We start from the raw sequence: 24,452 nt of genomic DNA, 5'->3' as shown, positions 1-24,452 counted from the left end.
GTTAATTTCTAGGGAGCATTCGCTCCCTTTTTTATTTTTCAAAACTCCCTCGTCTCAAAGGCAATACTCGACTTAAAAGGTATCAATTAATGAAACACGCGATAAAAATTATGCTATTCAGTGCTAGTACTTTATTACTTACCCAACCCTCATACGCACAAGACACTGAAAGTGTTTGGGTAACGATAGATCCCGTTGCAGCCAAACATTATAAACAGGTTCAAAACTCGTTTAAACCAAATGATGAATTATTGAGTATACAAGATACAACATTACAAACAGTGAATTTGTTAAAAATAAGGCCTGCAAATATTGCTCATTTAAGTGAGTTTATGCATGATAATTATCATCGCTGTGGAGGGTTTGTTGCTCACGATTCGTTAATCGAGGCTAATGAATACACTCAGCAGTTAGCTGCCGTTCAAAATCAAAATCTAAGTGCGTTAGCTGCTACATATAGCATTGACAATCCGCAAACAACTCAGCAATTAATAAATAGTATTAGTCCAAATAATTTGACGAACACAGTTAATTCGATGAGTAGCTTTTATAATCGCTATTACACGGCTCAAACTGGGGTAGATGCCTCACAATGGCTAAAAGATTACTGGCAACAGTTAGCAGCTACACGTAATGATATAAATGTTGATTACTTTACTCATAGCTGGGCGCAGTCGTCGGTCATTGTTACTATTGCAGGAGATGAAGAGGCTGATGAAATTGTCATTATTGGTGGGCATTTAGACTCAATTAATCAATCAAATCCAAGCAACGGTCGCTCACCAGGGGCTGATGATAATGCATCGGGGATTGCTGTATTATCTGAAGTGTTAAGATCGATTGTTGAAAATGATTATAAACCGCAAAAAACAATTCATATAATGGCTTTTGCTGCAGAGGAAGTTGGTTTAAGAGGTTCAAAAGATATTGCTTCATCTTATAAATCACAAGGAAAAAATGTGATCGGCATGGTGCAATTTGATATGACTGGAAACAATGGCAGTAGCGAAGATATTGTAATGATGACTGATTACACTACAAATGCTCAAAACCAATTTTTAGGTCAGTTAATTGATACCTACTTACCTAACATTACCTATGGTTTTGACCAATGTGGGTATGGGTGTTCTGATCATGCATCATGGTATCAACAAGGCTTTGCAGCATCAATGCCATTTGAATCTAGGATGGCTGATATTAATCCGCTAATTCATACACAGAATGACGCTAATTTTGATGCTGACCACGCTAGTAAATTTGCAAAACTTGCTGTGAGTTATTTAGCTGAAATGGCAAAAAATGCTGGTGATATAGTGCCACCAGCTAATAATGAGTTACAAAATGGTGTTGCAGTTTCTGGCCTTGCAGGTGATGCTAAAGCGCAGCTTATCTATACGCTACAGGTACCTAATAATGCAAGTAACTTAAACTTTACTACCTCAGGTGGCAGCGGTGATGCAGACCTATATGTTAAATTTAATACAGCGCCTACATTAGAAAATTTTGATTGTAAAAGTACAACATCATCGAGCAATGAAAGTTGTGATATTGCGAGTGCCCAAAACGGTATTTATTACGTTATGGTAGAAGCATGGAACGCTATTGCTAATGTTTCTCTTATTGCCAGTTATAGTGAAACAACAGCGATTGAACCCATTAATCGAACAGAAACTGATATTAGTGTTGCTACGGGAGATTGGGGGCGGTTTACACAAGACTTAGAAGCAGGGTATTCCTCTTTAAATATAACTATGGCTGGTGGCTCAGGCGATGCCGATTTATATGTGAATTTTGCCAGTCAATCAACTGAATCTGTATATCAATGTAGACCGTATAAAAATGGTAATGCTGAAACGTGTAGTATTACCAGCCCGCAAGCGGGCAAGTGGTATATTGACTTAAAGGGGTACAGCGCAGCTAGTGGAATAACCTTAACTATAAATGCGCAATAATAACTAATGGGAGCTCTGCTCCCTTATTTATATACTCAAACCGATTACTTAATTACTTGCCCTTGATGTTTAGCTTACGTAAAATCCCGCTATTATTTATTGTAAAGTGATTGGTATTATCAAACAACTGTTTAGCGCAACCGGACCTTTGGCGTTGTCTTTAGATGGATACACTCCTCGCCAACCTCAAATAGATATGGCTGTCGCCGTTGCTGATGCATTAAAAAACAGTTCGCAATTGGTCGTTGAAGCCGGTACTGGTACGGGTAAAACGTTTGCATATTTAGCCCCAGCACTTAAATCAAAAGGCCGAACGATAATATCGACAGGCTCTAAAGCCCTACAAGAGCAGCTGTATCATCGCGATTTACCTCAATTAGTTAAAGCGCTCAGCGCCTCTAAAAAAACGGCCCTATTAAAAGGTCGTGCAAACTATCTATGTACATACAGGCTTAATCAGCATGTTGCACATGTACCTACGGACGACTCTGATGTTATGCATCAACTAGCCATGGTTGCTAAATTTGCCAGCGAAACGCAATCAGGCGATTTAGCTGATTGTATTGGTATAGAGGATGATGCCAAAGTACTGCCTTATGTAAATTCAACAACCGATAATTGTTTAGGTAAAGAATGCCCAGACTTTCAAAGTTGTTATATACGCAAAGCACGTTTAACTGCGGCCGATGCCGATGTTGTCGTGATTAACCATCATTTGTTTTTTGCCGATATGGCCGTAAAAGAAAGCGGCTTTGCCGAGCTTATGCCAAAAGCAGATGCTTACATATTTGATGAAGCCCATCAGTTAAGCGAAATTGCCAGCGATTACTTTGGTGAAAGTGTTAGCACTAAAAAGCTGGTGGACTTAATTAATGACTTACGTGCTATTTATAGAGCCGAAATTCCCGATATGCTGCAGCTCGGTAAAAGCTTAAATAAGCTTGAGACAAGCGTTGCTGATTTACGATTACAGTTTGGCGTTGATGGCAGCCGTGGCGATTGGCGTGAAAAGCTCAGTGATAAACAAATATGCGCAGCACTTCATCGTGTGATCAGTGATTTAGATTTTGTTTACCAAGTACTTAAGCTTTGCCTAGATAGAAGCGACAAAATTGAGCATCCATTTGAACGTGCACTTGCGTTTAAAGGGCAGTTAGAGCGGGTTTTTGATACAGCCCAAACCGGCTTTAGTTATTGGTATGAAACAACGCGCCGTTATTTAACAATTAATATAACGCCATTAAATGTATCAGCTAAGTTTGCTCAAATGATGCAAGACACGGGCGCAGGTTTTGTATTCACTTCAGCAACACTTTCGGTTGACAACAAACTAGCGCATTTTAATGCAAGCCTAGGTTTAAAACCAAAACAAAGCATGATGGTAGATAGCCCATTTGATTACCCTAATCAGGCGCTGCTGTGTTTACCTCGCTACTTACCCGAATCACACGCTGATAATATGCCCCATGCAATTGTAAAATTAACGCTTGAGCTTATAAAATCAGCACAAGGGCGTTGTTTTGTATTATTTACTAGCTATCGAATGATGCATTTGGTAGCCGAAGGGCTAACTACACAAATAGACTACCCAGTTTATATGCAAGGGCAAATGTCTAAGCGTATTATTTTAGAGAAATTTACCCGCCATGGTAATGCGGTATTACTCGGCACGGCTTCTTTTTGGGAAGGTGTTGATGTACGCGGCAGTACGTTAAGTTGTGTTATTATTGATAAATTGCCATTTGCAGCACCCGATGACCCATTATTACAAGCTAAAATGCAAGATTGCCAAATGCAGGGGAAAGACCCTTTTGCGCATATACAATTGCCACAAGCTGTTATTGCACTTAAACAAGGTGTTGGGCGTTTAATACGCGATAGCAAAGATAAAGGTGTACTTGTCATATGTGATAATCGCTTAGTTACACGACAATATGGCCAAGTATTTTTAAAAAGCTTACCGCCAATGCGCCGAACACGAAGTTTAGAAGATGCCAATAAATTTTTACAACAAATTAATTAGAGTAATAAAATGATAAAAAGTAACATTCTAGCCCTTGATGCTTCTACTGAGGCGCTTTCAATTGTTTTACATTTTCAGGGCCAAACATTTCATCATTTTGAAGAGTGTCCGCAGCAGCACAGCCAAAAAATACTTCCACTCGTGGATGAGCTGTTAACTAAAGCAAACTGCAAATTAAAAGATTTAGATGTAATCGGTTTTGGCCAAGGGCCAGGTAGTTTCACTGGTGTACGTATTAGTGTAGCAATAGCGCAGGGTTTAGCGTACTCAACTAACTTACCGCTAGTAGGTGTTTCGACACTGGCTATTATGGCGCAACAAGCGTTTGAACAAAACGGCAGTCTTAGTGTTTACCCAAGTATAGATGCGCGTATGGGTGAAATATACTTTGCACATTACCAAGCGCAAAATAATTTAATGCTTTTAGTTAACCAAGAATGCGTTATAAAACCTGATTTACTAAATAATGATTATATAGCAACCACTGAGCCATCTGTAGCGGTGGGCACGGGTTTTAAAACCTATCCTGATGCGCTTAATGACTTTGAAAATGTGGCAATTAATAGTGAAATTACATTACCCGATGCACGTTATATGCTAGCGCATGTTGAAGCCGCGTTTTTAGCGGGTGATGTTGTAAAAGCGAGCGACGCTCAGCCTAAATATGTGCGCGATACGGTGACTTGGAAAAAGCTACCAGGACGTGAGTAATCATATTATTTGCAAATTGGTTGTTTTTAAATCATAATTTTATGCATTATTAAGGTTGGAGACGCGTAATGACGCTGCCTATTGGTTCAGGTTTTTTTACCGGAGATATTCCGGGTAGGGTTAGCTCTACCAAAGTTGTTACTAATAAACCACAGAGCTTATTAGACCAACCGGCTGCTAAAAAAACGAATACCGATTATGTAAAAAGCAGTGTCGAGGGTGTTGAACTGGCTAATCAGCTGTTTAAAAGCAGTGCTAAAAGCAATGAATACAGGCAAACAATTTACGACCAACCGACAGCTCAAGTAAGCAAAGCGATTTCTACTTATACTGAATTTGCTAATTTAGAACGCAGAGCAGAAGTACAAAATTTAATAGGCGTTGATATATACGCTTAAAGTGCATTACCGCGCTTTACTTGAATATAGCTATAAGATTTAATAAAAAGCCCGAACATGTGTTCGGGCTTTTTGTCATTCAAAGTGAAATATAATTTTTATTTTTCAATAAAGCCGATTAGTTTATCAGCAATATCGGTATTGTTTTGCGATCCAATAAATTGTTCACTGCCTTTACCATAAGCAAATACCTGCACGTCTACAGCGGTGTGTCCGCCAGTTGTCCAGCCAGTAAAGCTTGCATTGCTAATAATGCTTTTAACAGCTAAATTAAGCGCTTTTTCACCCATTTTTTTAGCTTGCTCAAGTTTTATTTGGTTTTCAGTTGTAAATTCAATATTGGTGTTAGCAGTCCATACTGGTTTTAAATCATCAGAATCCAGTAAAAGTTGAGTTAGTTTACCAGCAGTTGCTTTAACACCTTTTACTACATCAGTTTCCCATTTGTATTGACCATGTGCGCCAAGGGTTAACCCGCCTGTTGAATGATCGGCCGTTATGACTAATATAGTGTCTTTGTTTTTATCAACATACGCTTTTGCTTGTTCTATTGATTTAGCAAAATCATCCATCTCAGCCATTGCACAGGCTATATCGTTTGCGTGACCACACCAATCAATTTGGCTGCCTTCAATCATTACAAAAAAACCATTCTTGTTTTGGTCATCTAGCAAATTGAGCGCTTTAGATGTGAGCTGAGTTAGGCGAGTTGGATTTTCATCAAGTGCGAAAGGCAGCCCTTTAGGTGCGTATAAGCCAATGGCTGGTATTTTTGTTATCTGGCCAAGGTTTTTAATATCGTCACCGTATTGATAACCAGCAGCTTTAAACTCATCAACTAAGTTACGTTCGTCTCTAATAAAGTATTGAGTACCACCACCGAGCATTAAATCGACAGGTAATTTACCTACAATTTTATTATCAATATAATCGTTGGCGATATCGTCGTAGTTATTACGCGATTCATTATGTGCAGCAAAGCTTGCTGGAGTGGCATGATTTATTTGTGATGTTGCTACAAGCGCTGTTGTCATACCGCGCTCTTTTGCTATTTCAAGCATGGTTTTAACTGATTTTTTGTCTGTATCTACTGCAATTGCGCCATTGTAACTTTTATGACCGCTACTCAGTGCTGTTGCACCTGCTGCGCTGTCGGTTACATAAGTATGATCGTCAGGGTAAGTATGTGCCATACCTTTTAAAATCGTATCGAAAACAGTACCTTCGATCTCTTTAGTGGCAGGGTCATCTTTAAAATAGCGATAAGCAGTGGTGTAAGCCGGACCCATGCCGTCACCAATCATATAAATTACATTTTTAGGTGCTGATTCTGCGTAAACACCCGATGTGGCGCATAAAAGTGCCAATAAGCTGATCTGTTTTTTCATGGTTGTACCTTATGAGTGTACCTTATTTAATAGCCGCTTTTATTGTATAGAGTTAGTATGATAAATAAATGAATATTTGTAATAAACCATTTCGGTAGGTGGATTATTTAAGCCGATAGGTTATAAATAGTAATTAAAGTTGTCATTCACAGTATTTATACTCGTTATTATTTATAAAAACATGCAATAGATTAAAACGCTGTTTAGTTTTTAGAAAATTGATCTTTTCTTAAATTTAGGGTTTATTTAACTTATTGAAAATTAATGGTTACTTTGTTTTTTATTTATTGAGTGAAAGTCTCATCAAGGCTGAACAAATAGGGAGATGTTAGTGGTCTGACAACTTGTATGCTATAAATGACAATGCATTAAAAACAACAAGAGGTTTGGTATGCAGCCATTTAATATTCAAACCAACAATTTAAATATTCATGGTCAAAAGAAAGGGTCGGGCGCTGATGTTGTAATTGCACTGCACGGTTGGCTCGATAATAGTAATAGCTTTGCTCCTATGCTTGATGGCGTTGAGCCTGAGCATACTTGGTACTGTATTGACTTTGCAGGCCACGGTTTGTCATCTTGGCGAAGTCAAGATGCTCACTATTATTTTGTTGATTATATTGATGATTTATACCAGTTTATAAATGCGCTTGGTGTAAAAAAAGTACATTTAGTTGGTCACTCGATGGGAGCCATGGTGGCAGGACTTTTTGCTAGCTGTTTTAACGATTATGTTAAGTCGGTTACCTTTATTGAAGGCATTGGCTGCGTTACAACCCCTAGCCAAGATGTATGCGAACAGTTAAAAAATGCGGTATTAAATAGAGCAAGATTAAAAAATAAGAAATCGAGAATTTATAAATCGAAAACGCTAATTTATGAAGCACGCTCACAAACTACCGATTTGAATAATGAACTAATTATGCTTTTAATGAATCGAAACATAAAAGCAATCGATGGAGGGTTTGAATTAACGACTGACCCAAAGCTTAAAAATCATTCAGGTTTTAGGTTTGATGAAGCGCAATGTATTGGTGCAATAAAAGATTTAATTGCACCATGTCAATTAATTATAGGTAATGAAGGTTATACGTTTGTAAAACAGAATTTAGCTAAGTATATTAGTTATTACAGTGACTTAAGTGTAATTAATGTTGGTGGTGGACATCATTGTCATATGCAAAGTAGTAACGAATGTTTTGAATATATTCAAGCATTTATGGTGCAAAGTGGTGCACGTTAATTGTATATTGTCGATAAATGTGGGATTATTCCCGCATTAGAGTATTTGCTCAATTGTTAAAGTGCCTTACTTAGATTAAGGTTAATAAAAATATAATTATAAACAGGGGCTAAGAGTGGAAAAAATCTGGCTTAAGCGCTACCCAGAGGGTATGCCTGAAACAATCGATCCTGAGCATTACAACTCGTTACTCGAAGTGTTCGAAAAAAGTTTTAGTGACTACAAAGATTTACCTGCATTTACTAATATGGGTAAAACATTGTCTTATGACGAAATTGATACAGCAACCAGAAAAGTTGCTTCTTACATTCAAAATAATTTAGGTCTCAAAAAAGGCGACAAAGTCGCTGTTATGATGCCCAATTTATTGCAAACGCCGATATCAATTTTAGGTATTTTACGTGCGGGTTGTGTGGTTGTTAACGTTAATCCACTTTATACCGTGCGTGAGTTAGAGCATCAATTAAAAGACTCTGATACCACCGCAATTTTTATTCTTGCAAACTTTGCAGATACGCTTGAAAAATCACTTGCACATACTGATGTTAAACATATCGTAGTTACGCAAGTAGGCGATTTGGTTGGTGGCCTTAAAAAACACATAGTAAACTTTGTTGTTAAGCACGTTAAAAAAATGGTGCCTACATACAATTTACCTAATACGATTAAGTTTTCTGACTTGTTAGAAGCAGATGCAGATGCATATAAACGCCCGGAAATGAACTTAAGCGATTTAGCTTTTTTACAATACACTGGTGGTACAACGGGTGTATCTAAAGGAGCAATGCTGAGCCACGGTAATATGGTGGGGAATCTTGAGCAAGTATCGGGCTGTTTAGATAAAGTATTGGAACGAGGTAAAGAAGTTGTTGTTACCGCATTGCCGCTTTATCATATTTTTGCATTAACGGCTAACTGCTTAACCTTTATGAAATATGGTGGTTTAAACTTATTAATTACTAATCCGCGCGATATGCCCGGGTTTGTTAAAGAATTAGGACAAACAAAATTTACTGCCATTACGGGTGTTAATACGTTATTTAATGGCTTGTTAAATACTCCAGGTTTTGCTGAACTTGATTTTAGCCATTTGAAAATGTCATTAGGCGGCGGTATGGCCGTTCAACGTCCAGTCGCTGAAAAATGGCAAAAAGTAACTGGCTCAAAATTAATGGAAGGCTACGGCCTTACTGAATGTGCTCCTTTAGTGACTATCAGTCCTTACGATTTGAAAGCGTACAACGGCTCTATTGGCTTACCAGCGCCAAATACTGATATAAAGTTAATTCTTGATAATGGTGAAGAGGCTGCACAAGGTGAGCCTGGTGAGCTATGCGTTAAGGGACCTCAGGTTATGGTGGGCTATTACAAGCGACCAGATGCAACCGCTGAATGTTTAAAAGATGGTTGGTTTGCAACAGGTGATATTGCAACCTATGATGAGGAAGGTTTCTTTTTTATCGTCGATCGTAAAAAAGACATGATTATTGTTTCTGGTTTCAATGTTTTCCCAAATGAAATTGAAGAAGTTATCGCTATGCACGAAGGTGTGCTTGAAGTAGCAGCTATTGGTATTCCACATGATGCAAGCGGTGAACAAGTTAAAGTTTTTGTTGTAAAAAAAGACCCTTCTTTGACTGAAAAAGATATAATAAATCACTGTCGTGATAATTTAACTAATTATAAGGTTCCCAAGCTCGTTGAGTTTAGGGATGAATTACCTAAAACTAATGTAGGTAAAATACTCAGAAGAGCCTTGAAAGATTAGCAACCTATAAAAAAGCCGGCAATAGCCGGCTTTTTTATTGTAGGAGACTAAGTGCAATATCAATTAATCGAAACACAAAATCAACTGAACACTTTTGTTGAACAAATAAAAAACAAGCCTATTTTAGCTATTGATACCGAGTTTATGCGTCGTCGCACTTTGTATCCAGAAGTTGCACTTATCCAAGTATTTGATGGCGAGCATTTAGCTTTGATTGATCCACTGGCTGAACTTTCTTTGTTTGATTTTTGGCAAATATTAAAAGACCCCACCGTACTAAAAGTATTACATTCACCTTCAGAGGATATTGAAGTATTTCAAAAATACGCAGGCTTTGTCCCTGCGCCGTTATTTGATACACAATTTGCACTGCAATTGCTAGGTGAAGGCAACTGTATGGGTTTTGCGCTTATGGTAAAAGAGCTGCTGGGTATTGAAATAGATAAAAGTGAATCGCGTACTAATTGGTTGCAACGTCCGTTAACGACTAAACAACTTGATTATGCAGCAGCTGACACATTTCATTTGCTGCCGTGTTTTAAATTAATTATTGAGCGTATTAAAGCAGCTGATTTATTTGATATTGTTATTAATGAAAGCGAATTAATTGCTAATAAACGTGCGTTTCAAACACCCGATGAACTTTTATATAAAGATATTAAAAATGCATGGCAACTTAAACCACATGAGCTGGCTGTATTAAAAGAGCTTGCTGTATGGCGACGAAATAAAGCAATTAGAAAAAATTTAGCGCTTAATTTTGTTTTAAAAGAACATAACATGACTGAAATTGCAAAACGTGGCCCTTCTAGTCTAAATGCTCTTCGTCAAATTCCTGGTGTTGAAGCTATAGAAGTTAATCGTTCTGGTGTTGAGGTACTAAAATGTATTGAAGCAGCTAAAGCAATACCTGAGAACGAGCACCCCGAAGTACTTAAGCGCTTAATTGATTTTCCTACTTACAAAAAAGTTGCTAAAGATATAAAGCAAAAAATCACCAAAGTAGCTAAAGAGCACAATATACCAGAAGACGTTATGGCTTCTAAAAAGCAAATTAATCAATTGATCAGTTGGAATTGGAAGCTTACTAATGAGCAAAAAAAGAGTCATATAAAGCCTGACTTACTTAGCTCTTGGCGTTATTCATATGTTCAAGATGCGCTAAAAGAGTGGGATACTTAAGATTAAATATACCCTTTAATTGTGTGACATTTATCTGTTGATTTGCATGGTGAAAAACTTTTAGTTCAGCGCAGAGGATCAAAGCATAGGTATTTAGAGCCGCTATTACAAAGCAGATATAAATAAAATGGGCGCTTTAAGCGCCCATTTTATATTTACTTCTTTTCTTCATCAGGTAACGTAACGTTTAGCTCAAGAACAGCTAGATCATCTTCGTTTTGATCGAATTGAACTTGTACCGCATCGCTACTTACGTTCACGTATTTACGGATCACATCTAAAATATCTTGTTTTAATTGTGGTAAGTAATCCGGCGTTCCTCGTTGAGAACGCTCGTGCGCGACAATGATCTGCAATCGCTCTTTTGCTAATGACGCACTGTTTTTCTTTTCTGAGCGGAAGTAGTCAAGTAAAGACACGTTAACCTCCAAAAATCCGTTTAAATAAGCCTTTTTTCTCTACATCTAAGAAGCGAAAATCGACGGTTTCACCGAGTAAGCGGTTAATAGCATCAGCATAAGCTTGCCCAGCGTCAGACTCACTGTCTAATATAACGGGCTGACCTGAGTTAGATGCACTTAGTACCGCTTGAGATTCTGGAATAACACCTAATAAATCAATAGCTAAAATGTCTTGTACGTCTTCGACTGATAACATTTCACCTTTAGCAACTCGATCAGGATTGTAGCGTGTTAATAGTAAGTGTTCTTTAATGTTTTCTAGGCCTTCTTCAGCACGTTTCGATTTGCTGTGTAAAATACCTAAAATACGATCCGAATCTCGAACTGACGACACTTCTGGATTAGTTGTCACAATTGCTTCGTCAGCAAAATACATTGCCATCATTGCACCGGCTTCAATACCAGCTGGCGAGTCACAAACAATGTAATCAAAGTCTTCTTTTAATTCGTTTAGTACGCGTTCAACACCTTCACGTGTTAATGCGTCTTTATCACGCGTTTGCGATGCAGGGAGTAAAAACAATTTATCAACACGCTTGTCTTTAATAAGCGCCTGATTAAGTTTTGCTTCACCGTTGATTACGTTTACAAAGTCATAAACCACACGGCGTTCACAACCCATAATTAAATCTAGGTTACGTAAACCAATATCAAAATCTATAATAACAGTTTTATAGCCTTTTAGTGCTAAGCCTGTGCCGATTGCAGCACTTGATGTTGTTTTTCCAACACCGCCTTTACCTGAGGTAACGACAATTACTTTTGCCATGAGATTTATCCTTTAACCAAAGCTGAAATTTCTAATGATTCATTTTTTTGTTGTATTTGCACGGCGTTTCCCCAATGCTCACCTTGGAGTGAATCACTGATCCAATAATTACCATTAATGGAAACAAGCTCTGCCTCTAATTTTTGGCAGAATATATGTGCATTTTTTAATCCTTTTGCACCGGCGATAGCCCGCCCGCGAAGAGTTCCGTATATATGCACATTACCATCGGCAATAACTTCGGCGCCATGACTTACAGCACCTAACACAATTAGGTCTCTGTCTTTTGCATAAACTTGCTGTCCCGAACGTACAGCACCATTGATAATTTGTGCTGGTAAAATTACATTTTTTTCAATGATAGACGTATTAGTTTCCTGTTTAACAGGTTCACTCTTAACGTCTTGTGAATAATTTAAAACAGAGAGCCCAGCAGCTTTCGCATCTATGTGTTGTTCATCAGAACCATTACACACACCAACAGCATTAAAACTCATCCGCTCGATTAATGATTTTAAGTGAACAAAATCGAGTGAACTATTTTTTATCTCAATTAAGTTAACAACAATAGGTGCACCCTCAAAAAACTTAGGTGCTTGGGCTATTTTTATATACAGTTGTTCTGCTAAAAGGTTTATATCAGTAGTATAGAGATGCAAAACTGATAACGTAAAAAGATTCCCTTTTAACTCAAAAATTTGGTCCGACATACACGCTCAATTGAATTGTCTGATCAGAAATTAATCTTAGATAAACATAGGCTGAATAAGGCCTTTAATGAAATTTCTAATCTAATTTTTCTAACTTATTATTACTCTCATGTTATAGTGTGCGGCATTGTTAAGCAAGAATTTATAGGGCCATAATGCTCACTGCAGTATATAAAAGTAAGAAAAAAGCGGATACGTTCTTATTTGTTGAAAAAAGAGATGATTTTAGTAAAGTTCCGGAACCTTTGATGACTATGTTTGGTCAACCTGTTTATGTGATGATCATCAATTTAGCAAAACGTGAGCATTTAGGTGGGGCAGATTTAGAAACTGTAAAAGCAGCGTTATCAAACCCTGATAAAGGCTACTACTTACAAATTCCACCACCTGAGCAAAATTTGCTAAGCCAATTACGAAAAGACAATGGAGTCGATAGTGATTAAAAAACTTATCGTTATATTATGTGGTGTATGTTTAAACTCACCTGTGATTGCAAAAACTCAGGCTGATTTTCAAGATTATTTAGCTAATTTAAAGCAAGAAGCTATTGCAAAAGGTTATGAGGCCAAACTTATTGACGATGCGTTTGCAACAGCAACGTATAAAGAAAAAGTGGTTTCGGCTGACAAAAACCAGCCAGAAGTAAAAGAAACCCTTGAAACGTATTTACCAAAACGTGTACCACAATGGAAAATTGACCGCGCACGTAAGCTTTACGCAGAAAACAAAGAGGTACTTGAAAAAGTAGCGAAAGAGTTTGGCGTACAAGCACGCTTTATAGTCGCGCTTTGGGGACTTGAAAGTAACTTTGGTACAATTCAAGGCGGTCATAACGTTATTTCATCATTAGTGACGCTTGCTTTTGATGGACGCCGAGAAGCGCTTTATAAGCGCCAACTTTGGGCTGCACTGGATATTTTAAAATCAGGTCATATAACGCTTGATAAATTTAAAGGCTCATGGGCAGGCGCAATGGGGCAAACACAATTTATGCCTACTTCATTTAATGCCTACGCGGTTGATTACAACAACGATGGCCGCAAAGATATTTGGACTACAAAGGAAGATGCATTTGCTTCAATTGCTAATTATTTAAAGCAAGAGGGTTGGAATGACTCACTTACTTGGGGTCGCCAAGTTCAGTTACCTGAAAATTTTGATAGTAAATATGTTTTAGTTCGTGGAACAAAAACACGCAAGCAGTGGTTAGAATATTGGAACGACTCAGAGCGCTCATTAGCTGATTGGCAAGCACTGGGTGTCCGTAAAGCTGATGGTTCTGATTTACCTAATGTAGACGTACGTGCTGCGCTGGTTATGCCTGATGACATAAATGGTCGTATGTATTTAGCGTACGATAACTACAAAGTGTTTATGCATTGGAATCGCTCGTATTACTTTGCTACTAGCGTAGGTTACTTGTCGGATAGAATTGGTTATCCAAAAATCTAATTTTTGAAATATAGCTATAAATAAAGCCGCAATTGCGGCTTTATTCTTTTTTGAATATCTTATCTTTTAGGTCAATAACTTTACCAATTCCAGAACCTAGCTTCATCAGCTTATTAAGTTGCTCTGGCGTTAAACGTTGCAGCTCTGATGACCATTTAGTGACGGTTTCAAGTAGGTTGTGAATTTCCCCCATTTGTTTTTGCGCGTAAAGTTCATCGTCATTACTGGCTTCATCTAGTAAGTTATCGCGTAGAAGCGTAAGCGTTGGCTCTATTTCTCGTTTTTTTCGTTCTTCGAAAACACGATTAGCCATATCCCAAATCTCACCTGCAGGGGCGTAGTATTCTTTTCGATCTCCAGGTATATGTTGCACCTTAATTAACTGCCACGATTGCAGCTCTTTAATACCCATACTTACATTACCGCGAGAAATACTAAGCGCATCTGCAATCTCATTGGCTGTCATTGGGTTTTTAGTAATAATCAGCAAACCACACATTTGTCCGATGGTACGATTGAATCCCCAGCGGCTGCCCATCTCACCACAATGCATTACAAAGGCAAAATTCTTTTCGGATAAACTCATAGCTTATTAACTTTCAATAATTTCAGAAAGTAAATGCTAGCACGCTGATTTTGGATAGCAAGATCTTACGCAGTGTAAAATTTGTTTTTCGCTACTAAAGTTTGATTTAGATTAACTTGTATCCGCCTATATTAGGTTATGTTATTTAAATAACCTGACGAAAATACTTTTTTTAACTTACGACTTCTTACATACGATGGAATGATTATGAAAGCTGCAATAAATAATGAATATAAAGGTAAATTAGAAATTACTGACCTGCCAATTCCTGAGGTTGGAACTAACGATGTACTAGTAAAAATAGCAGCCTGTGGAGTTTGCCATACTGATTTACATGCCTGTCATGGTGATTGGCCTGTAAAACCCAAAATGCCACTAGTACCAGGGCATGAAGGGGTTGGTGTTATTGAAAAGCTAGGCAGTAACATAAAACACCTTAAAGTTGGCGATAGAGTGGGTATTCCTTGGTTATATAGTGCATGTGGGCATTGTGAGTTTTGTTTAGATGGTAAAGAAACACTGTGTTTATCGCAGCACAATACTGGTTATTCTATTGATGGTAGTTATGCAGAGTATTGCTTGGCCCATGGCGATTACGTTGTAAAAATACCAGAGGGGTTAGGATTTTCTGAGGCGGCTCCATTATTTTGTGCAGGCGTTACAACCTATAAAGCATTAAAAGTATCCGGTGCTAAACCAGGGCAGTGGGTTGCTATTGTTGGCGTCGGTGGTCTTGGGCACCTAGCGGTTCAATACGCCAAAGCAATGGGTTTGAATGTAATAGCTGTTGATACAGGCAAAGAAAAACTCGCGCTTGCTAAAGAGCTTGGCGCAGATATAACACTCGATTTTAAAGACGTGGTTCCGAGTGAAGCTATTTTCGAACAAGTAGGTGGCGCGCATGGTGTTGTGTGTACTGCGGTCTCTAAAGCGGGGTTTGAACAAGCTTATAAAAGTGTACGCCGTGGCGGTAAATGTGTATTAGTGGGATTACCTCCAGAGGATATGCCACTTCCTATTTTTGATACAGTGCTCAATGGCGTGTCAGTAGTGGGCTCTATTGTTGGTACACGTAAAGATTTGCAAGAATGTTTAGAATTTGCTGCTCAAGGTAAAGTAAAAGCAATTATTGAAGAAAAGCGCTTAGAGGACATAAACGAAATTTTTGACGATATGCTCAAAGGTGAAATTAACGGTCGCATAGTGGTTACTATCTGACCTAAATTAAGCGCTCATCAAACAAAAAAGCACGGTTTCTAAAAAACCGTGCTTTTTAAGTATTTAACTGACCTGAGCGCTGAAAATAGCTGCTTGAGATAGATTTATTATCCAGAGTTCAGGTTAACTAGTTAAAGTGTGTAACTAAAACTTAGTTTTGCATTACGCTCTTCCCCTGGCATACCACCTAAAAACATCGCTTTTGAGTAATACTTTTTGTTGAACAAGTTATTTAAGTTTAACTGCATATGCCATTTATCAGTTGTATACGATACCGCTGTATCGTAAATCGTGTAGCTTGGTACATAACCATCAGGAATCGAGAACGAACTTGAATTAGTACTGCGGTTATCTACAAACGTAATACCACCACTTATATTTACAGCTTCAGGTAAGTTAAACATATCTGCGTAGTAGGTTACCCACGTACTTGCTGTTACGTAAGGCACACCTTTTTGGCGTGTGTCGTAACTGCTGCTGTTAGGATTACTTTTGTCACGTGCATCTTGATAAATACCGTTTACGTTTACTTTCCATTTATCGTTCAAGTAAGCGTTTAAATCAAGCTCAACACCTTTTGTTTGCTCTTTACCATCATAATAGCTTTCAGGTACATCTGAGCTTGATGTTAAAGCGTCATAAAGTGGATTTGCATATTCTAAATTTGTACGAGCGCTTTCAAATATAACAACAGATGCCAGTAGTTGGTCATCAAATGCTTTAAATCTAAATCCTAAGTCGTTACTTATAGACTCTGAATCTTCTCGGTCAGCTTCATTACCCGCCACAGAGCCTAATACACTATACGCTGTACGGCCTTTTGAATGATTTACAAATACAGATAAATCTTCAGATGGCTGATACGTCGCACCAAGATTATACGTTAAGCCAGAATCTGATGTACTCGCTTCGGGTGTCGGTTCTGCACGGCTTGCCCTATAGCGTGCATCTACACCAAAGTGCTCGTAAGTTTGCTCAATTCGGTTATATGCCACGCCAATACGCGTTGTAAGCTCTTCAGTTAGATAACCTACATGTTGAATACCTAAGCCCCATGCTTGTACTTTTTTATTATAGTTGCTTGTTTTAAGCGGATCGTAATCATCAAAGCTACCCGATGGCCAATTTGGTTCTCTGATGTCGTAAATATATGGCAATGAACCTTGGTACGTTACATCACCATCATTGTTTGTGAGTACGTAATCTTGATCCCATATTGAGAATTGTTTAAAACGAATATCTCTATCTTCGTAGTTTGCGTTAACAAGTAGCTCGTTATCTACGTCGCCTAGCATAAAGTCATAGCGTAAATCTAAAAAGTACTGCCATGATTTTTCATCGGCTTCTACTTGGCGGTATTCTTGGCGGCGTGCTGCATACGGGTAAAGTACGCCGTCTTCAACTAAAGGTGCACGAGGGTCATTATTAATAATGTTACTGCGCGTTGAATAAACGTAGTTATAAGCACCGGTTTGGCGTGCAAAACTTGATGTGTAGTTGCGGTACTGTAGCTGCTGGTTTAAAAACAAATCGTCAGTAATATAATAGTTATGCGTTAATTTAAAACGCAGTTCTTCACCTTCATTAGCATCTGCCATTGGCGAAATTATACCATTTGTGCCAAAGCTGTAAGGTGTTAAACCATCAGATGCCGATAGTGAATTAGCAAGTTGGTCGCGTTGTGCATCACTTAACTGTACGCCGCTTCCTGTCGGATCGTTTACTAAATCGTCACCAGTTACTTCACCCGCGCTTAAGCCGTTTGCAGTTTCTGCATTGTAAATACGAATAGGGTGACCAATAGAATCAACCGCTATTTCATCTTTTATATAGGCTGCAGAAAGTATGATGTTTTGTCTGTCATTAAGCACGTATTTAAGTGAGGTATAAATTTCGTCGCGATCTTCTTTTAAATCACGAAAGCCGTCACTTGATGCTGTTTTAGCCATTACACGATAAGCTAAATCATCTGTTATAGCGTTAGTGCTATCAAACGATAATGAATAGCTATCCCACTGGCCAAGCTCAGCCGCTACTTTGTGTTTTTCTTCAAACTCTGGTTTTTTTTCAATTAGGTTAATTACGCCACCTGCACTACCAATGCCATATAAACCTGTTGCAGGGCCTTTTAAAACCTCAACAGATTCAACATTTGTAAGTGAACGAGTTGGGTTAAATGTATTGCCTAAACCTGCGCCACCGTACATGCCATCGTAGGTGTAGTTTGCGTCTAAACCACGAATTACTAAATTATCACCAATACCATAGTTATTGCCAGCCTGCGTTAAGCCACTTACGTTCCTTACTAAATCTTGAAGGCTATCAACGCCCTGAGATTCAATTAATTCACGGTCAATAACTACAACCGGTGCGGGTGTTTGCATTAAAGACATGTCTGACTTAGTAGCAAGACCAGAGCTCATTACAACGCGGTTTTGTTTTTCGTATACGCTGATGCGTTCAATATCGTCTTCAACAGAGGTTGTCGCTGCGATTGTTGCGTGCGCGTTCAAGCAAGCTAAGGTAAGTAATGAGTATTTAAATTTTTTCATAAGGTGATAAGCATTCGTATTTAACTATTTGCGCGAATGATAATGGTTATTGTTTTTAAAGTGAATAAAAAATTCAATAATTTTTATTTAATAGAGTTGATTGCTTTATATTTGAGCTTTAAGTGATTTTTTATAAACATTAATGCAAATTCGTTAACATTTAGTTTGGGAGTAGTTTGGTAAAATAGAAAATGTATATGTTAGAAAATAATTAAGGCTGAGTTTTAATTATTCAGCCTTTTATTAGGTTTTGTGGCCTTTGGTAAGTAAGTTCAACACAGTTAGCGCTGAAAATAGCGGCTTTACCCAAAGCTCGGTATTATTTTTTAGCTCTATACACAACACCTGCTTTCATAACAAAAGGGATTTGCTCTAAAAGGGATATGTTTGTTAATGGATTGCCTTTTACGGCAATTATATCTGCGGCAAAGCCTGCTTTAATTTGTCCTAACTGATCATCCACTTTTAATAGTTTCGCGCTATTAATCGTTGACGCTTGGATTGCTTGCAGCTCTGTCATGCCAAACTTAACCATGCGGCTAAACTGTTTTGCATTATCTCCGTGCGGATAAATTGCTGCATCAGTACCGAACACCATTTTCACACCCGCTTTTACAGCACGGCTAAAGCTATCACGCTGCCTTTTAGATACTTGGCGTTCTTTATTTAGGTTTTCTTCGTCTACGCCGTTTTGCTCGCCATAAGTTAGCGTGTATTCGGTATTATAAATATCCATAGAAAGCCAAGTACCATGCTTTTTGGCAAGCGCTATGGCCTCGTCATCTAAAAAGCTGGCGTGTTCAACACTATCAACACCTGCTTTAATGGCTGTTTTAATCCCGCTTGTACCGTGTGCATGAGCTGCAACAGGTAAATCTCGCATATGGGCTTCATCAACAATGGCTTTCATTTCTTCAAAAGAGTACTGCTGTGCACCTACTTTAGTCCCTTTTGAAAATACTCCACCTGTGGCGCAAAACTTAATAGCGTTTGCCCCGTATTTAATGTTTTCGCGTACTTTTATACGTGCAGCCCATGGACCGTCTGCGACGCCACTTGAAGTATATTTAAGCTCAGGAGGTAGTCGGTTGTTATCACAGTGCCCGCCAGTAATGCCGAGTGATGGCCCCGCAGCCCAAATACGAGGGCCAACTATGTCACCCGCATTTATGCCGTCACGCACCGCTATAACGCTGTAACCTTCTGCGCCAACATTACGTACAGTTGTAAATCCGGCTTCTAAGGTTTTTTTGGCAAAATGAGCCGCTTTAATCGCCATTCTAGGAACTGACTGGCCTAAACGTTCGCTGCGCGGCACCGTAGGATCGCTCGTTAAATGCACATGCATATCCATTAAACCTGGCATAAGGGTTAAATCAGGTAGTTGAATATGTTTATCATCTTTAGTCAGCGTTGGTTTTTTATTTTGTTCAATATTAGTGATCACGCCATCATCAATAGTAATTAAGGGGGATTTAATGAGCTTGCCATCTTTAACATCAACCATGGCTTTAGCCGATAGGTATGTAACGGCATGGGTATTAAAAGTGGTTAAGCAAAGTAAGGCAATAGAGGTGCTGAGTAGTTGTTTTTTCATTTTATTTTTCTTTTAAATCATATTTGAATTAATAGAAATGTAACAAGTTCAGATAAAAGTGCAAATTTAATACGATGAATGCAATCTATCGTAATTTCTTTATTAAGCACGGTTTAATGCGCATAATTGAACAACGATATTAAAAAGGATTATCATGAAATCAATTAAATTAGCATTAGTTGCCAGCGGCGTTATGTTTGCTTTAAGTGGCTGTATGAATACTGAGCTTAGTACACACACTAATTCCAGTGCGCAGCCAAACACAGTTAACGCATCGGCAGGTATTGTTTCAGAGCTTTCGGCAAAGCAACAACTCGATGTACTTGTTGCACAGTATTACGATGAATCACTTACATATAGCCCCATCAGCGCAACGTACAATGGTCGTAACGAGTTTAACGATCAATTTACGCCTGTGATTTCAAAAGAAAATAGAGCTAAAAAAGCCGCTTTTTATAAAAAATATCAACAGCGCTTAAACTTTATTGATAAAGCACAGTTAACAGGGCAATCGCTTTTAAGTTTTGAAATATTAGAGCGTGACCTTGCACTTAAATTAGAAGGCATGCAGTTTCCTGATTATTTACTACCAATAAATCAAATGGCGGGTGCGCATAACACCTTTGCAGGTTTTGGTTCAGGCCAAAGTGCTCAGCCGTTCAATACCGTTGAAGATTACACCGCTTTTATCTCGCGTAGCGAAGGTTTTGTAAAGTGGCTTGCAAGTGTAGAGCGTTCAATGGCGCAAGGCATTAAACTAGGTATTACGTTACCAAAGCCACTTGCTGAAAAATTACAGCCACAATTTGCAGCTCATGTAGTTAAAAATGCCGAAGATTCACTATTTTGGGGTCCAATTAAAAAATTACCAGAATCGTTTAGCGCACAGCAAAAGCAAAAAATTACAGCGCAGTATCGTCAATTGATTATGCAGCACTTAGTACCGGCTTATAAAAGCATGAGTGATTTTTTAGCTAATCAGTATATTCCTAATAGTCGAGAAAGCGTAGGTTACAGTGATTTACCAAACGGTAAAGCGTGGTACGAATACCAAATTAAGAAAAACACAACGCTTAGCTTATCTGCAGACGAAATTCATGACATTGGTTTAAGTGAAGTGTCGCGCATTTTAAGCGAAATGAAAAAAGTAAAAGAAACCGTAGGCTTTAAAGGTGAACTATCTGAATTTTTTGATCATTTACGTGATTCAGATGAATTTTACTACGACACGCCTGAGGAGTTAATTGCGGCATATGAAAACGTTAAGAAAAAAATAGACGCGCGTTTGCCTCTGCTTTTTGACATCGCACCCAAAGCACCTTACGTTGTAAAAGCGGTTGAAGCATACAGAGCACAGTCTGCAGCTGGTGCATCATACGCATCACCGGCACCTGATGGCTCTCGCCCAGGTATTTTTTATATCAATGCTTATAACTTAAAAGCGCAGCCTAAATTTTTACTCGAAACTTTATCGATTCACGAAGCAGCCCCAGGTCATCACTTTCAAATAGCACTTCAGCAAGAAATAGAGGGCTTACCTGATTTTCGTAAATTTGGTGGTTATACCGTGTTTGCAGAAGGTTGGGCGCTTTACGCAGAAAGCTTAGGCAAAGAGCTAGGTTTATTTACCGACCCTTACATGTGGTACGGGCGTTTATCGGATGAGCAATTACGTGCAATGCGTTTAGTGCTTGATACCGGTTTTCATGCAAAAGGGTGGACGCGTCAGCAGGGAATAGATTACATGCTTACAAATTCGTCTATGGCAAAGAGCGATGTAATTGCAGAGGTTGAGCGATATATTGCATGGCCAGGACAAGCGCTTTCTTACAAGTTAGGGCAATTTAAAATTCAAGAGTTACGTGATTTTTCTAAAAAACAACTGGGTGATAAATTTGATATTAAAGCGTTTCACACGCAAATATTAATAGATGGCGCATTACCAATGCCAATATTAGAGGAAAAAATTAAGCGTTGGGTTAAATCTCAAAGCTAATTTGTAGCGCAAAGCCAGTACTTTGAAAGGGTATTGGCTTTGCGCCATTTACAGCAATACGGTAGAATGCGCGCTCTTTAGGGGGCACGAGTAAACTATGTTTGATCAACAATTAGCAAATACACAATTTTGGCTTAAAAAAAGCTTAAGCGACATGAGTCAAAACGAATGGGAAGCCATTTGTGATGGATGCGGAAAATGTTGTTTAAATACGTTTATTGATAGCGAAGATGAAGACGAATTTACCGCCACCGATCAGTTACGCGAAGGTGAGCAATTAATATTTACCAATATTGTATGTCAGTATCTCGATAACAACACCTGTGGTTGTAGCGAATACGAAAACCGCCAAACGCTTGTTCCTTCTTGTGTAAAACTCACAAAAGAAAACCTTAAAGACATCTTTTTTATGCCACAAAGCTGCAGTTACCGTCGTTTACACGAAGGTCGTGGTTTGGCTTCTTGGCACCCGTTATTAAATAATGGCGATAAAATGAGTATGCATGAGTTAGGTATTTCTGTAAAAGACAAAACAGTAAAAGATTGTGATGTAAAACTCGACGACTTTGATTTGTACATTGCAGAGTGGCCAACAAAGGACGTAAATTAATGAGTAAGCAACAAGCCGTAATTGGTTTAATCAATCCTAAAAGCCCGACTAATGTTGGCGGTGTATTGCGTGCAGCAGGTTGTTACGATGCTAAACAAGTTTTTTTTACCGGTAATCGCTACTTAAATGCTAAAAAATTTCATACAGATACAAAAAATGTGGTTGAACGTATCCCTTTAACTGAAACCGACAGTTTAGAGATGGTAAAACCAGAGGGCGCTACCGTTGTTGTTATTGAGCTTATTGAAGGTGCAACACCTTTACCTGAGTTTAAGCATCCTGAAAATGCATTTTATGTATTTGGCCCCGAAGATGGCTCTGTATCAAAAGACGTTCTAAAGTGGTGTGATGAAGTTGTGTATATTCCAACTATTGGCTGTATGAACCTAGCGGCTACTTGTAATGTGGTTTTGTACGACCGCTTGGCTAAATTAGGCGGCGTTGAGAGCAGCGATACAACAATTATAAGCTCACGTGATACCAACAATAAAATGAAATGGGTGAAATGTTAGCTCATCTTTTTTCTCACGTAACTCATTGTAAGTTGTTAATTTTATTGTAGGTTTAAGCTTTTCGCATCTAAATAGGTTGGTGTTGTTTTTGCCTATTTAAAAATGATAACCCTAATTCAGCATTCCGCAGTTAATATATTTGTACTTAAAAGATTCGGACATAGAGTAAACGAATTACACTTGCTTGATCTCACTTGCGTAGAAGTTGGCTTCGATGATTTAAGTAAGCTGGTAAGTATTAAGTAAAGTCATGTTTAACATTATTAACTCTTTAATTAGGCTAATTAAAGAGAATATAAACACACAAGGTTAAATTTTCTCCTACACTTATTGCTATTAATACTATTTTTTAATAGGTATGCCATGCGATTTTTGTTTATCCTCCTTTTGATCTTTACTGCGGAGACGGCTGCTGAAATACCGATTACTTATCAAAGTAGCGGTAATAATATTATGCTGCACGGTGAACCTTATAAATCAGGGACGCTCTATAAAGCAAATAACAGTAAACAAACGCTTCATATTGCGACATTAGATTGGCCCCCGTACATTGGTGATAAATTATGCAATAAAGGGTGGGTGTACCAATTTGCAGTTTCACTACTTAATAGTCAAGGTTATAGCGTCCATATTGAATTTTTACCTTGGGCACGAGCGGTAAGAAATGTTGAGTTAGGCAAAGCAGATATTTTAATGCCTGAATATTTTATTGAAGACACAGCACCTTCTGATTATGTATTAGGAAAAACTCGCAGCGACTTATTAGGTTTATCAAATTCATTTAAAGGTGGCGAAATTGCGTTTCTAAAAAGAAAGCATGAGGCTGACCGCTTTTCTGGCAATTTGAAATCACTCAAAGGTCAACGGATTGGTGTGGTCCGTGGCTATCAAAATACGCCAGAGTTTGATGCAATGATGGACAATAATGAATTTCAAATAATGCACTCAGTTGATGACTTACAGCTTGTTCAGCTATTAGTGGCGAAAAGAGTTGATTTAATTATTGGCGATCCGACAGTGTTAAAGTTTTCAGTTCAATACTCATCGCTAAGTCATTCACAAAAACAATTTTTATTAAATTCAATCGAAGAAGAAAGTATCCCACTACAAAATAACCCTCTGTATTTTGCAATAAGTAAATTGAGTCATAATTGGCTTGGTGTTTTGGAGGATATTAATAAGGGATTATATAAATTTAATAATAGCGGCGAAACTCAACGTTTAATTGATAGCCTTAATTCTGAGTGTGGATACTAGTTAACCTGAACTGTGAATAATAAATCTATCTCGAGCAGCTATTTTCAGCGCTGTCTGCATTCGGTTA

General features: G+C 38.2%; 21 protein-coding genes. 14 read left to right on the top strand and 7 right to left on the bottom strand.

Features of this window, described 5'->3' with window-relative positions; genetic code table 11:
* Positions 1-89: 89 nt before the first annotated feature.
* The 4 genes from DC53_RS10515 to DC53_RS10530 all read left to right on the top strand — a co-directional run bounded on the left by DC53_RS10515 (position 90) and on the right by DC53_RS10530 (position 5,084).
* Positions 90-1,952 (top strand): M28 family metallopeptidase, encoded by a 1,863-nt coding sequence (locus tag DC53_RS10515; protein ID WP_007376289.1) that lies wholly within the window; start codon positions 90-92, stop codon positions 1,950-1,952.
* 106 nt (positions 1,953-2,058) lie between these two features.
* Positions 2,059-3,975, top strand: a complete 1,917-nt coding sequence (gene yoaA, locus DC53_RS10520) for a DNA repair helicase YoaA (protein ID WP_033029690.1) — start codon at positions 2,059-2,061, stop codon at positions 3,973-3,975.
* 9 nt (positions 3,976-3,984) lie between these two features.
* Positions 3,985-4,686 carry a tRNA (adenosine(37)-N6)-threonylcarbamoyltransferase complex dimerization subunit type 1 TsaB gene (gene tsaB, locus DC53_RS10525; protein ID WP_033029688.1) on the top strand — a complete coding sequence of 234 codons (702 nt, stop codon included), beginning with the start codon at positions 3,985-3,987 and terminating at the stop codon, positions 4,684-4,686.
* Positions 4,687-4,754: 68 nt separating this feature from the next.
* A complete protein-coding gene (locus tag DC53_RS10530; protein WP_033029686.1) occupies positions 4,755-5,084 on the top strand; it encodes a hypothetical protein in 330 nt (109 codons plus the stop codon).
* Between the two features lie 98 nt (positions 5,085-5,182).
* On the opposite strand, the gene DC53_RS10535 is transcribed toward DC53_RS10530, so the two are convergent.
* The gene (locus DC53_RS10535; RefSeq protein ID WP_033029684.1) at positions 5,183-6,472 is read right to left on the bottom strand and encodes an alkaline phosphatase; all 1,290 of its coding nucleotides are present in this window, start codon (positions 6,470-6,472) and stop codon (positions 5,183-5,185) included.
* Positions 6,473-6,863: 391 nt separating this feature from the next.
* Here DC53_RS10535 and DC53_RS10540 point away from each other — a divergent pair, with 391 nt between their 5' ends.
* The 3 genes from DC53_RS10540 (at position 6,864) to rnd (ending at position 10,665) form a co-directional block, all read left to right on the top strand.
* Positions 6,864-7,715, top strand: coding sequence for an alpha/beta hydrolase (locus tag DC53_RS10540; RefSeq protein ID WP_033029682.1), 852 nt, complete (start codon positions 6,864-6,866; stop codon positions 7,713-7,715).
* A 115-nt stretch (positions 7,716-7,830) separates the two neighbouring features.
* Positions 7,831-9,483 (top strand): long-chain-fatty-acid--CoA ligase FadD, encoded by a 1,653-nt coding sequence (gene fadD, locus DC53_RS10545; protein WP_033029679.1) that lies wholly within the window; start codon positions 7,831-7,833, stop codon positions 9,481-9,483.
* A 51-nt stretch (positions 9,484-9,534) separates the two neighbouring features.
* A complete protein-coding gene (gene rnd, locus DC53_RS10550) occupies positions 9,535-10,665 on the top strand; it encodes a ribonuclease D (RefSeq protein WP_033029677.1) in 1,131 nt (376 codons plus the stop codon).
* A 155-nt stretch (positions 10,666-10,820) separates the two neighbouring features.
* Here the strand turns inward: rnd and minE are convergent, their stop codons facing one another.
* From minE to minC, 3 genes are read right to left on the bottom strand one after another with little or no spacing between them, the layout of a single operon-like run.
* Entirely contained in the window at positions 10,821-11,084 is a 264-nt protein-coding gene (minE, locus tag DC53_RS10555) for a cell division topological specificity factor MinE (protein ID WP_007377619.1), read from the bottom strand.
* A gap of 1 nt (position 11,085) precedes the next feature.
* Positions 11,086-11,895 (bottom strand): septum site-determining protein MinD, encoded by an 810-nt coding sequence (gene minD / locus DC53_RS10560; protein WP_007377618.1) that lies wholly within the window; start codon positions 11,893-11,895, stop codon positions 11,086-11,088.
* A gap of 5 nt (positions 11,896-11,900) precedes the next feature.
* Complete coding sequence (minC, locus tag DC53_RS10565) at positions 11,901-12,605, bottom strand: septum site-determining protein MinC (protein WP_007377617.1); 705 nt, start codon at positions 12,603-12,605, stop codon at positions 11,901-11,903.
* Between the two features lie 155 nt (positions 12,606-12,760).
* On the opposite strand from minC, the gene DC53_RS10570 reads away from it, so the two are divergent.
* Together DC53_RS10570 and DC53_RS10575 are read left to right on the top strand one after the other, a co-directional pair.
* The gene (locus DC53_RS10570) at positions 12,761-13,048 is read left to right on the top strand and encodes a YcgL domain-containing protein (protein ID WP_008134235.1); all 288 of its coding nucleotides are present in this window, start codon (positions 12,761-12,763) and stop codon (positions 13,046-13,048) included.
* On the top strand, positions 13,041-14,057 hold the full coding sequence (locus tag DC53_RS10575) for a lytic murein transglycosylase (protein ID WP_033029675.1): 1,017 nt from the start codon (positions 13,041-13,043) through the stop codon (positions 14,055-14,057). Before DC53_RS10570 ends, DC53_RS10575 begins: the two co-directional genes overlap by 8 nt.
* 40 nt (positions 14,058-14,097) lie before the next feature.
* Here DC53_RS10575 and DC53_RS10580 read toward each other — a convergent pair whose 3' ends face one another.
* The gene (locus tag DC53_RS10580) at positions 14,098-14,643 is read right to left on the bottom strand and encodes a GbsR/MarR family transcriptional regulator (RefSeq protein WP_033015088.1); all 546 of its coding nucleotides are present in this window, start codon (positions 14,641-14,643) and stop codon (positions 14,098-14,100) included.
* Between the two features lie 207 nt (positions 14,644-14,850).
* On the opposite strand from DC53_RS10580, the gene adhP reads away from it, so the two are divergent.
* Complete coding sequence (adhP, locus tag DC53_RS10585) at positions 14,851-15,861, top strand: alcohol dehydrogenase AdhP (RefSeq protein WP_033029673.1); 1,011 nt, start codon at positions 14,851-14,853, stop codon at positions 15,859-15,861.
* Positions 15,862-15,992: 131 nt separating this feature from the next.
* Here adhP and DC53_RS10590 read toward each other — a convergent pair whose 3' ends face one another.
* Together DC53_RS10590 and DC53_RS10595 are read right to left on the bottom strand one after the other, a co-directional pair.
* On the bottom strand, positions 15,993-18,413 hold the full coding sequence (locus DC53_RS10590) for a TonB-dependent receptor (RefSeq protein ID WP_033029671.1): 2,421 nt from the start codon (positions 18,411-18,413) through the stop codon (positions 15,993-15,995).
* Positions 18,414-18,732: 319 nt separating this feature from the next.
* Complete coding sequence (locus DC53_RS10595; RefSeq protein WP_033029670.1) at positions 18,733-20,010, bottom strand: Xaa-Pro dipeptidase; 1,278 nt, start codon at positions 20,008-20,010, stop codon at positions 18,733-18,735.
* Between the two features lie 154 nt (positions 20,011-20,164).
* Between DC53_RS10595 and DC53_RS10600 the strand changes: the two genes are divergently transcribed.
* From DC53_RS10600 to DC53_RS10615, 4 genes are all read left to right on the top strand, one after another.
* Positions 20,165-22,006 carry a DUF885 domain-containing protein gene (locus DC53_RS10600; RefSeq protein ID WP_033029667.1) on the top strand — a complete coding sequence of 614 codons (1,842 nt, stop codon included), beginning with the start codon at positions 20,165-20,167 and terminating at the stop codon, positions 22,004-22,006.
* Between the two features lie 97 nt (positions 22,007-22,103).
* The gene (locus DC53_RS10605) at positions 22,104-22,616 is read left to right on the top strand and encodes a YcgN family cysteine cluster protein (RefSeq protein ID WP_033029665.1); all 513 of its coding nucleotides are present in this window, start codon (positions 22,104-22,106) and stop codon (positions 22,614-22,616) included.
* Complete coding sequence (locus DC53_RS10610; protein ID WP_033029664.1) at positions 22,616-23,128, top strand: RNA methyltransferase; 513 nt, start codon at positions 22,616-22,618, stop codon at positions 23,126-23,128. Before DC53_RS10605 ends, DC53_RS10610 begins: the two co-directional genes overlap by 1 nt.
* A 363-nt stretch (positions 23,129-23,491) precedes the next feature.
* Positions 23,492-24,385 carry a substrate-binding periplasmic protein gene (locus tag DC53_RS10615; protein ID WP_007377606.1) on the top strand — a complete coding sequence of 298 codons (894 nt, stop codon included), beginning with the start codon at positions 23,492-23,494 and terminating at the stop codon, positions 24,383-24,385.
* Positions 24,386-24,452: the final 67 nt, after the last annotated feature.

Source organism: Pseudoalteromonas fuliginea, assembly GCF_000690055.1.
GTDB classification, from domain to species: domain Bacteria; phylum Pseudomonadota; class Gammaproteobacteria; order Enterobacterales; family Alteromonadaceae; genus Pseudoalteromonas; species Pseudoalteromonas fuliginea.
Note: the sequence above shows the minus strand (reverse complement) of the source record. Positions and strands in the feature narration are given on the sequence as shown.

What these genes read in the sequence shown, in the direction of transcription:
- DC53_RS10540 (WP_033029682.1), top strand. Translation starts at nt 6,864, where the DNA reads ATGCAGCCATTTAATATTCAAACCAACAATTTAAATATTCATGGTCAA.
- DC53_RS10515 (WP_007376289.1), top strand. Translation starts at nt 90, where the DNA reads ATGAAACACGCGATAAAAATTATGCTATTCAGTGCTAGTACTTTATTA.
- DC53_RS10600 (WP_033029667.1), top strand. Translation starts at nt 20,165, where the DNA reads ATGAAATCAATTAAATTAGCATTAGTTGCCAGCGGCGTTATGTTTGCT.
- DC53_RS10615 (WP_007377606.1), top strand. Translation starts at nt 23,492, where the DNA reads ATGCGATTTTTGTTTATCCTCCTTTTGATCTTTACTGCGGAGACGGCT.
- DC53_RS10610 (WP_033029664.1), top strand. Translation starts at nt 22,616, where the DNA reads ATGAGTAAGCAACAAGCCGTAATTGGTTTAATCAATCCTAAAAGCCCG.
- DC53_RS10590 (WP_033029671.1), bottom strand. Translation starts at nt 18,413, where the DNA reads ATGAAAAAATTTAAATACTCATTACTTACCTTAGCTTGCTTGAACGCG.
- adhP (WP_033029673.1), top strand. Translation starts at nt 14,851, where the DNA reads ATGAAAGCTGCAATAAATAATGAATATAAAGGTAAATTAGAAATTACT.
- tsaB (WP_033029688.1), top strand. Translation starts at nt 3,985, where the DNA reads ATGATAAAAAGTAACATTCTAGCCCTTGATGCTTCTACTGAGGCGCTT.
- DC53_RS10605 (WP_033029665.1), top strand. Translation starts at nt 22,104, where the DNA reads ATGTTTGATCAACAATTAGCAAATACACAATTTTGGCTTAAAAAAAGC.
- minC (WP_007377617.1), bottom strand. Translation starts at nt 12,605, where the DNA reads ATGTCGGACCAAATTTTTGAGTTAAAAGGGAATCTTTTTACGTTATCA.
- minD (WP_007377618.1), bottom strand. Translation starts at nt 11,895, where the DNA reads ATGGCAAAAGTAATTGTCGTTACCTCAGGTAAAGGCGGTGTTGGAAAA.
- DC53_RS10580 (WP_033015088.1), bottom strand. Translation starts at nt 14,643, where the DNA reads ATGAGTTTATCCGAAAAGAATTTTGCCTTTGTAATGCATTGTGGTGAG.
- DC53_RS10535 (WP_033029684.1), bottom strand. Translation starts at nt 6,472, where the DNA reads ATGAAAAAACAGATCAGCTTATTGGCACTTTTATGCGCCACATCGGGT.
- DC53_RS10570 (WP_008134235.1), top strand. Translation starts at nt 12,761, where the DNA reads ATGCTCACTGCAGTATATAAAAGTAAGAAAAAAGCGGATACGTTCTTA.
- DC53_RS10530 (WP_033029686.1), top strand. Translation starts at nt 4,755, where the DNA reads ATGACGCTGCCTATTGGTTCAGGTTTTTTTACCGGAGATATTCCGGGT.
- DC53_RS10595 (WP_033029670.1), bottom strand. Translation starts at nt 20,010, where the DNA reads ATGAAAAAACAACTACTCAGCACCTCTATTGCCTTACTTTGCTTAACC.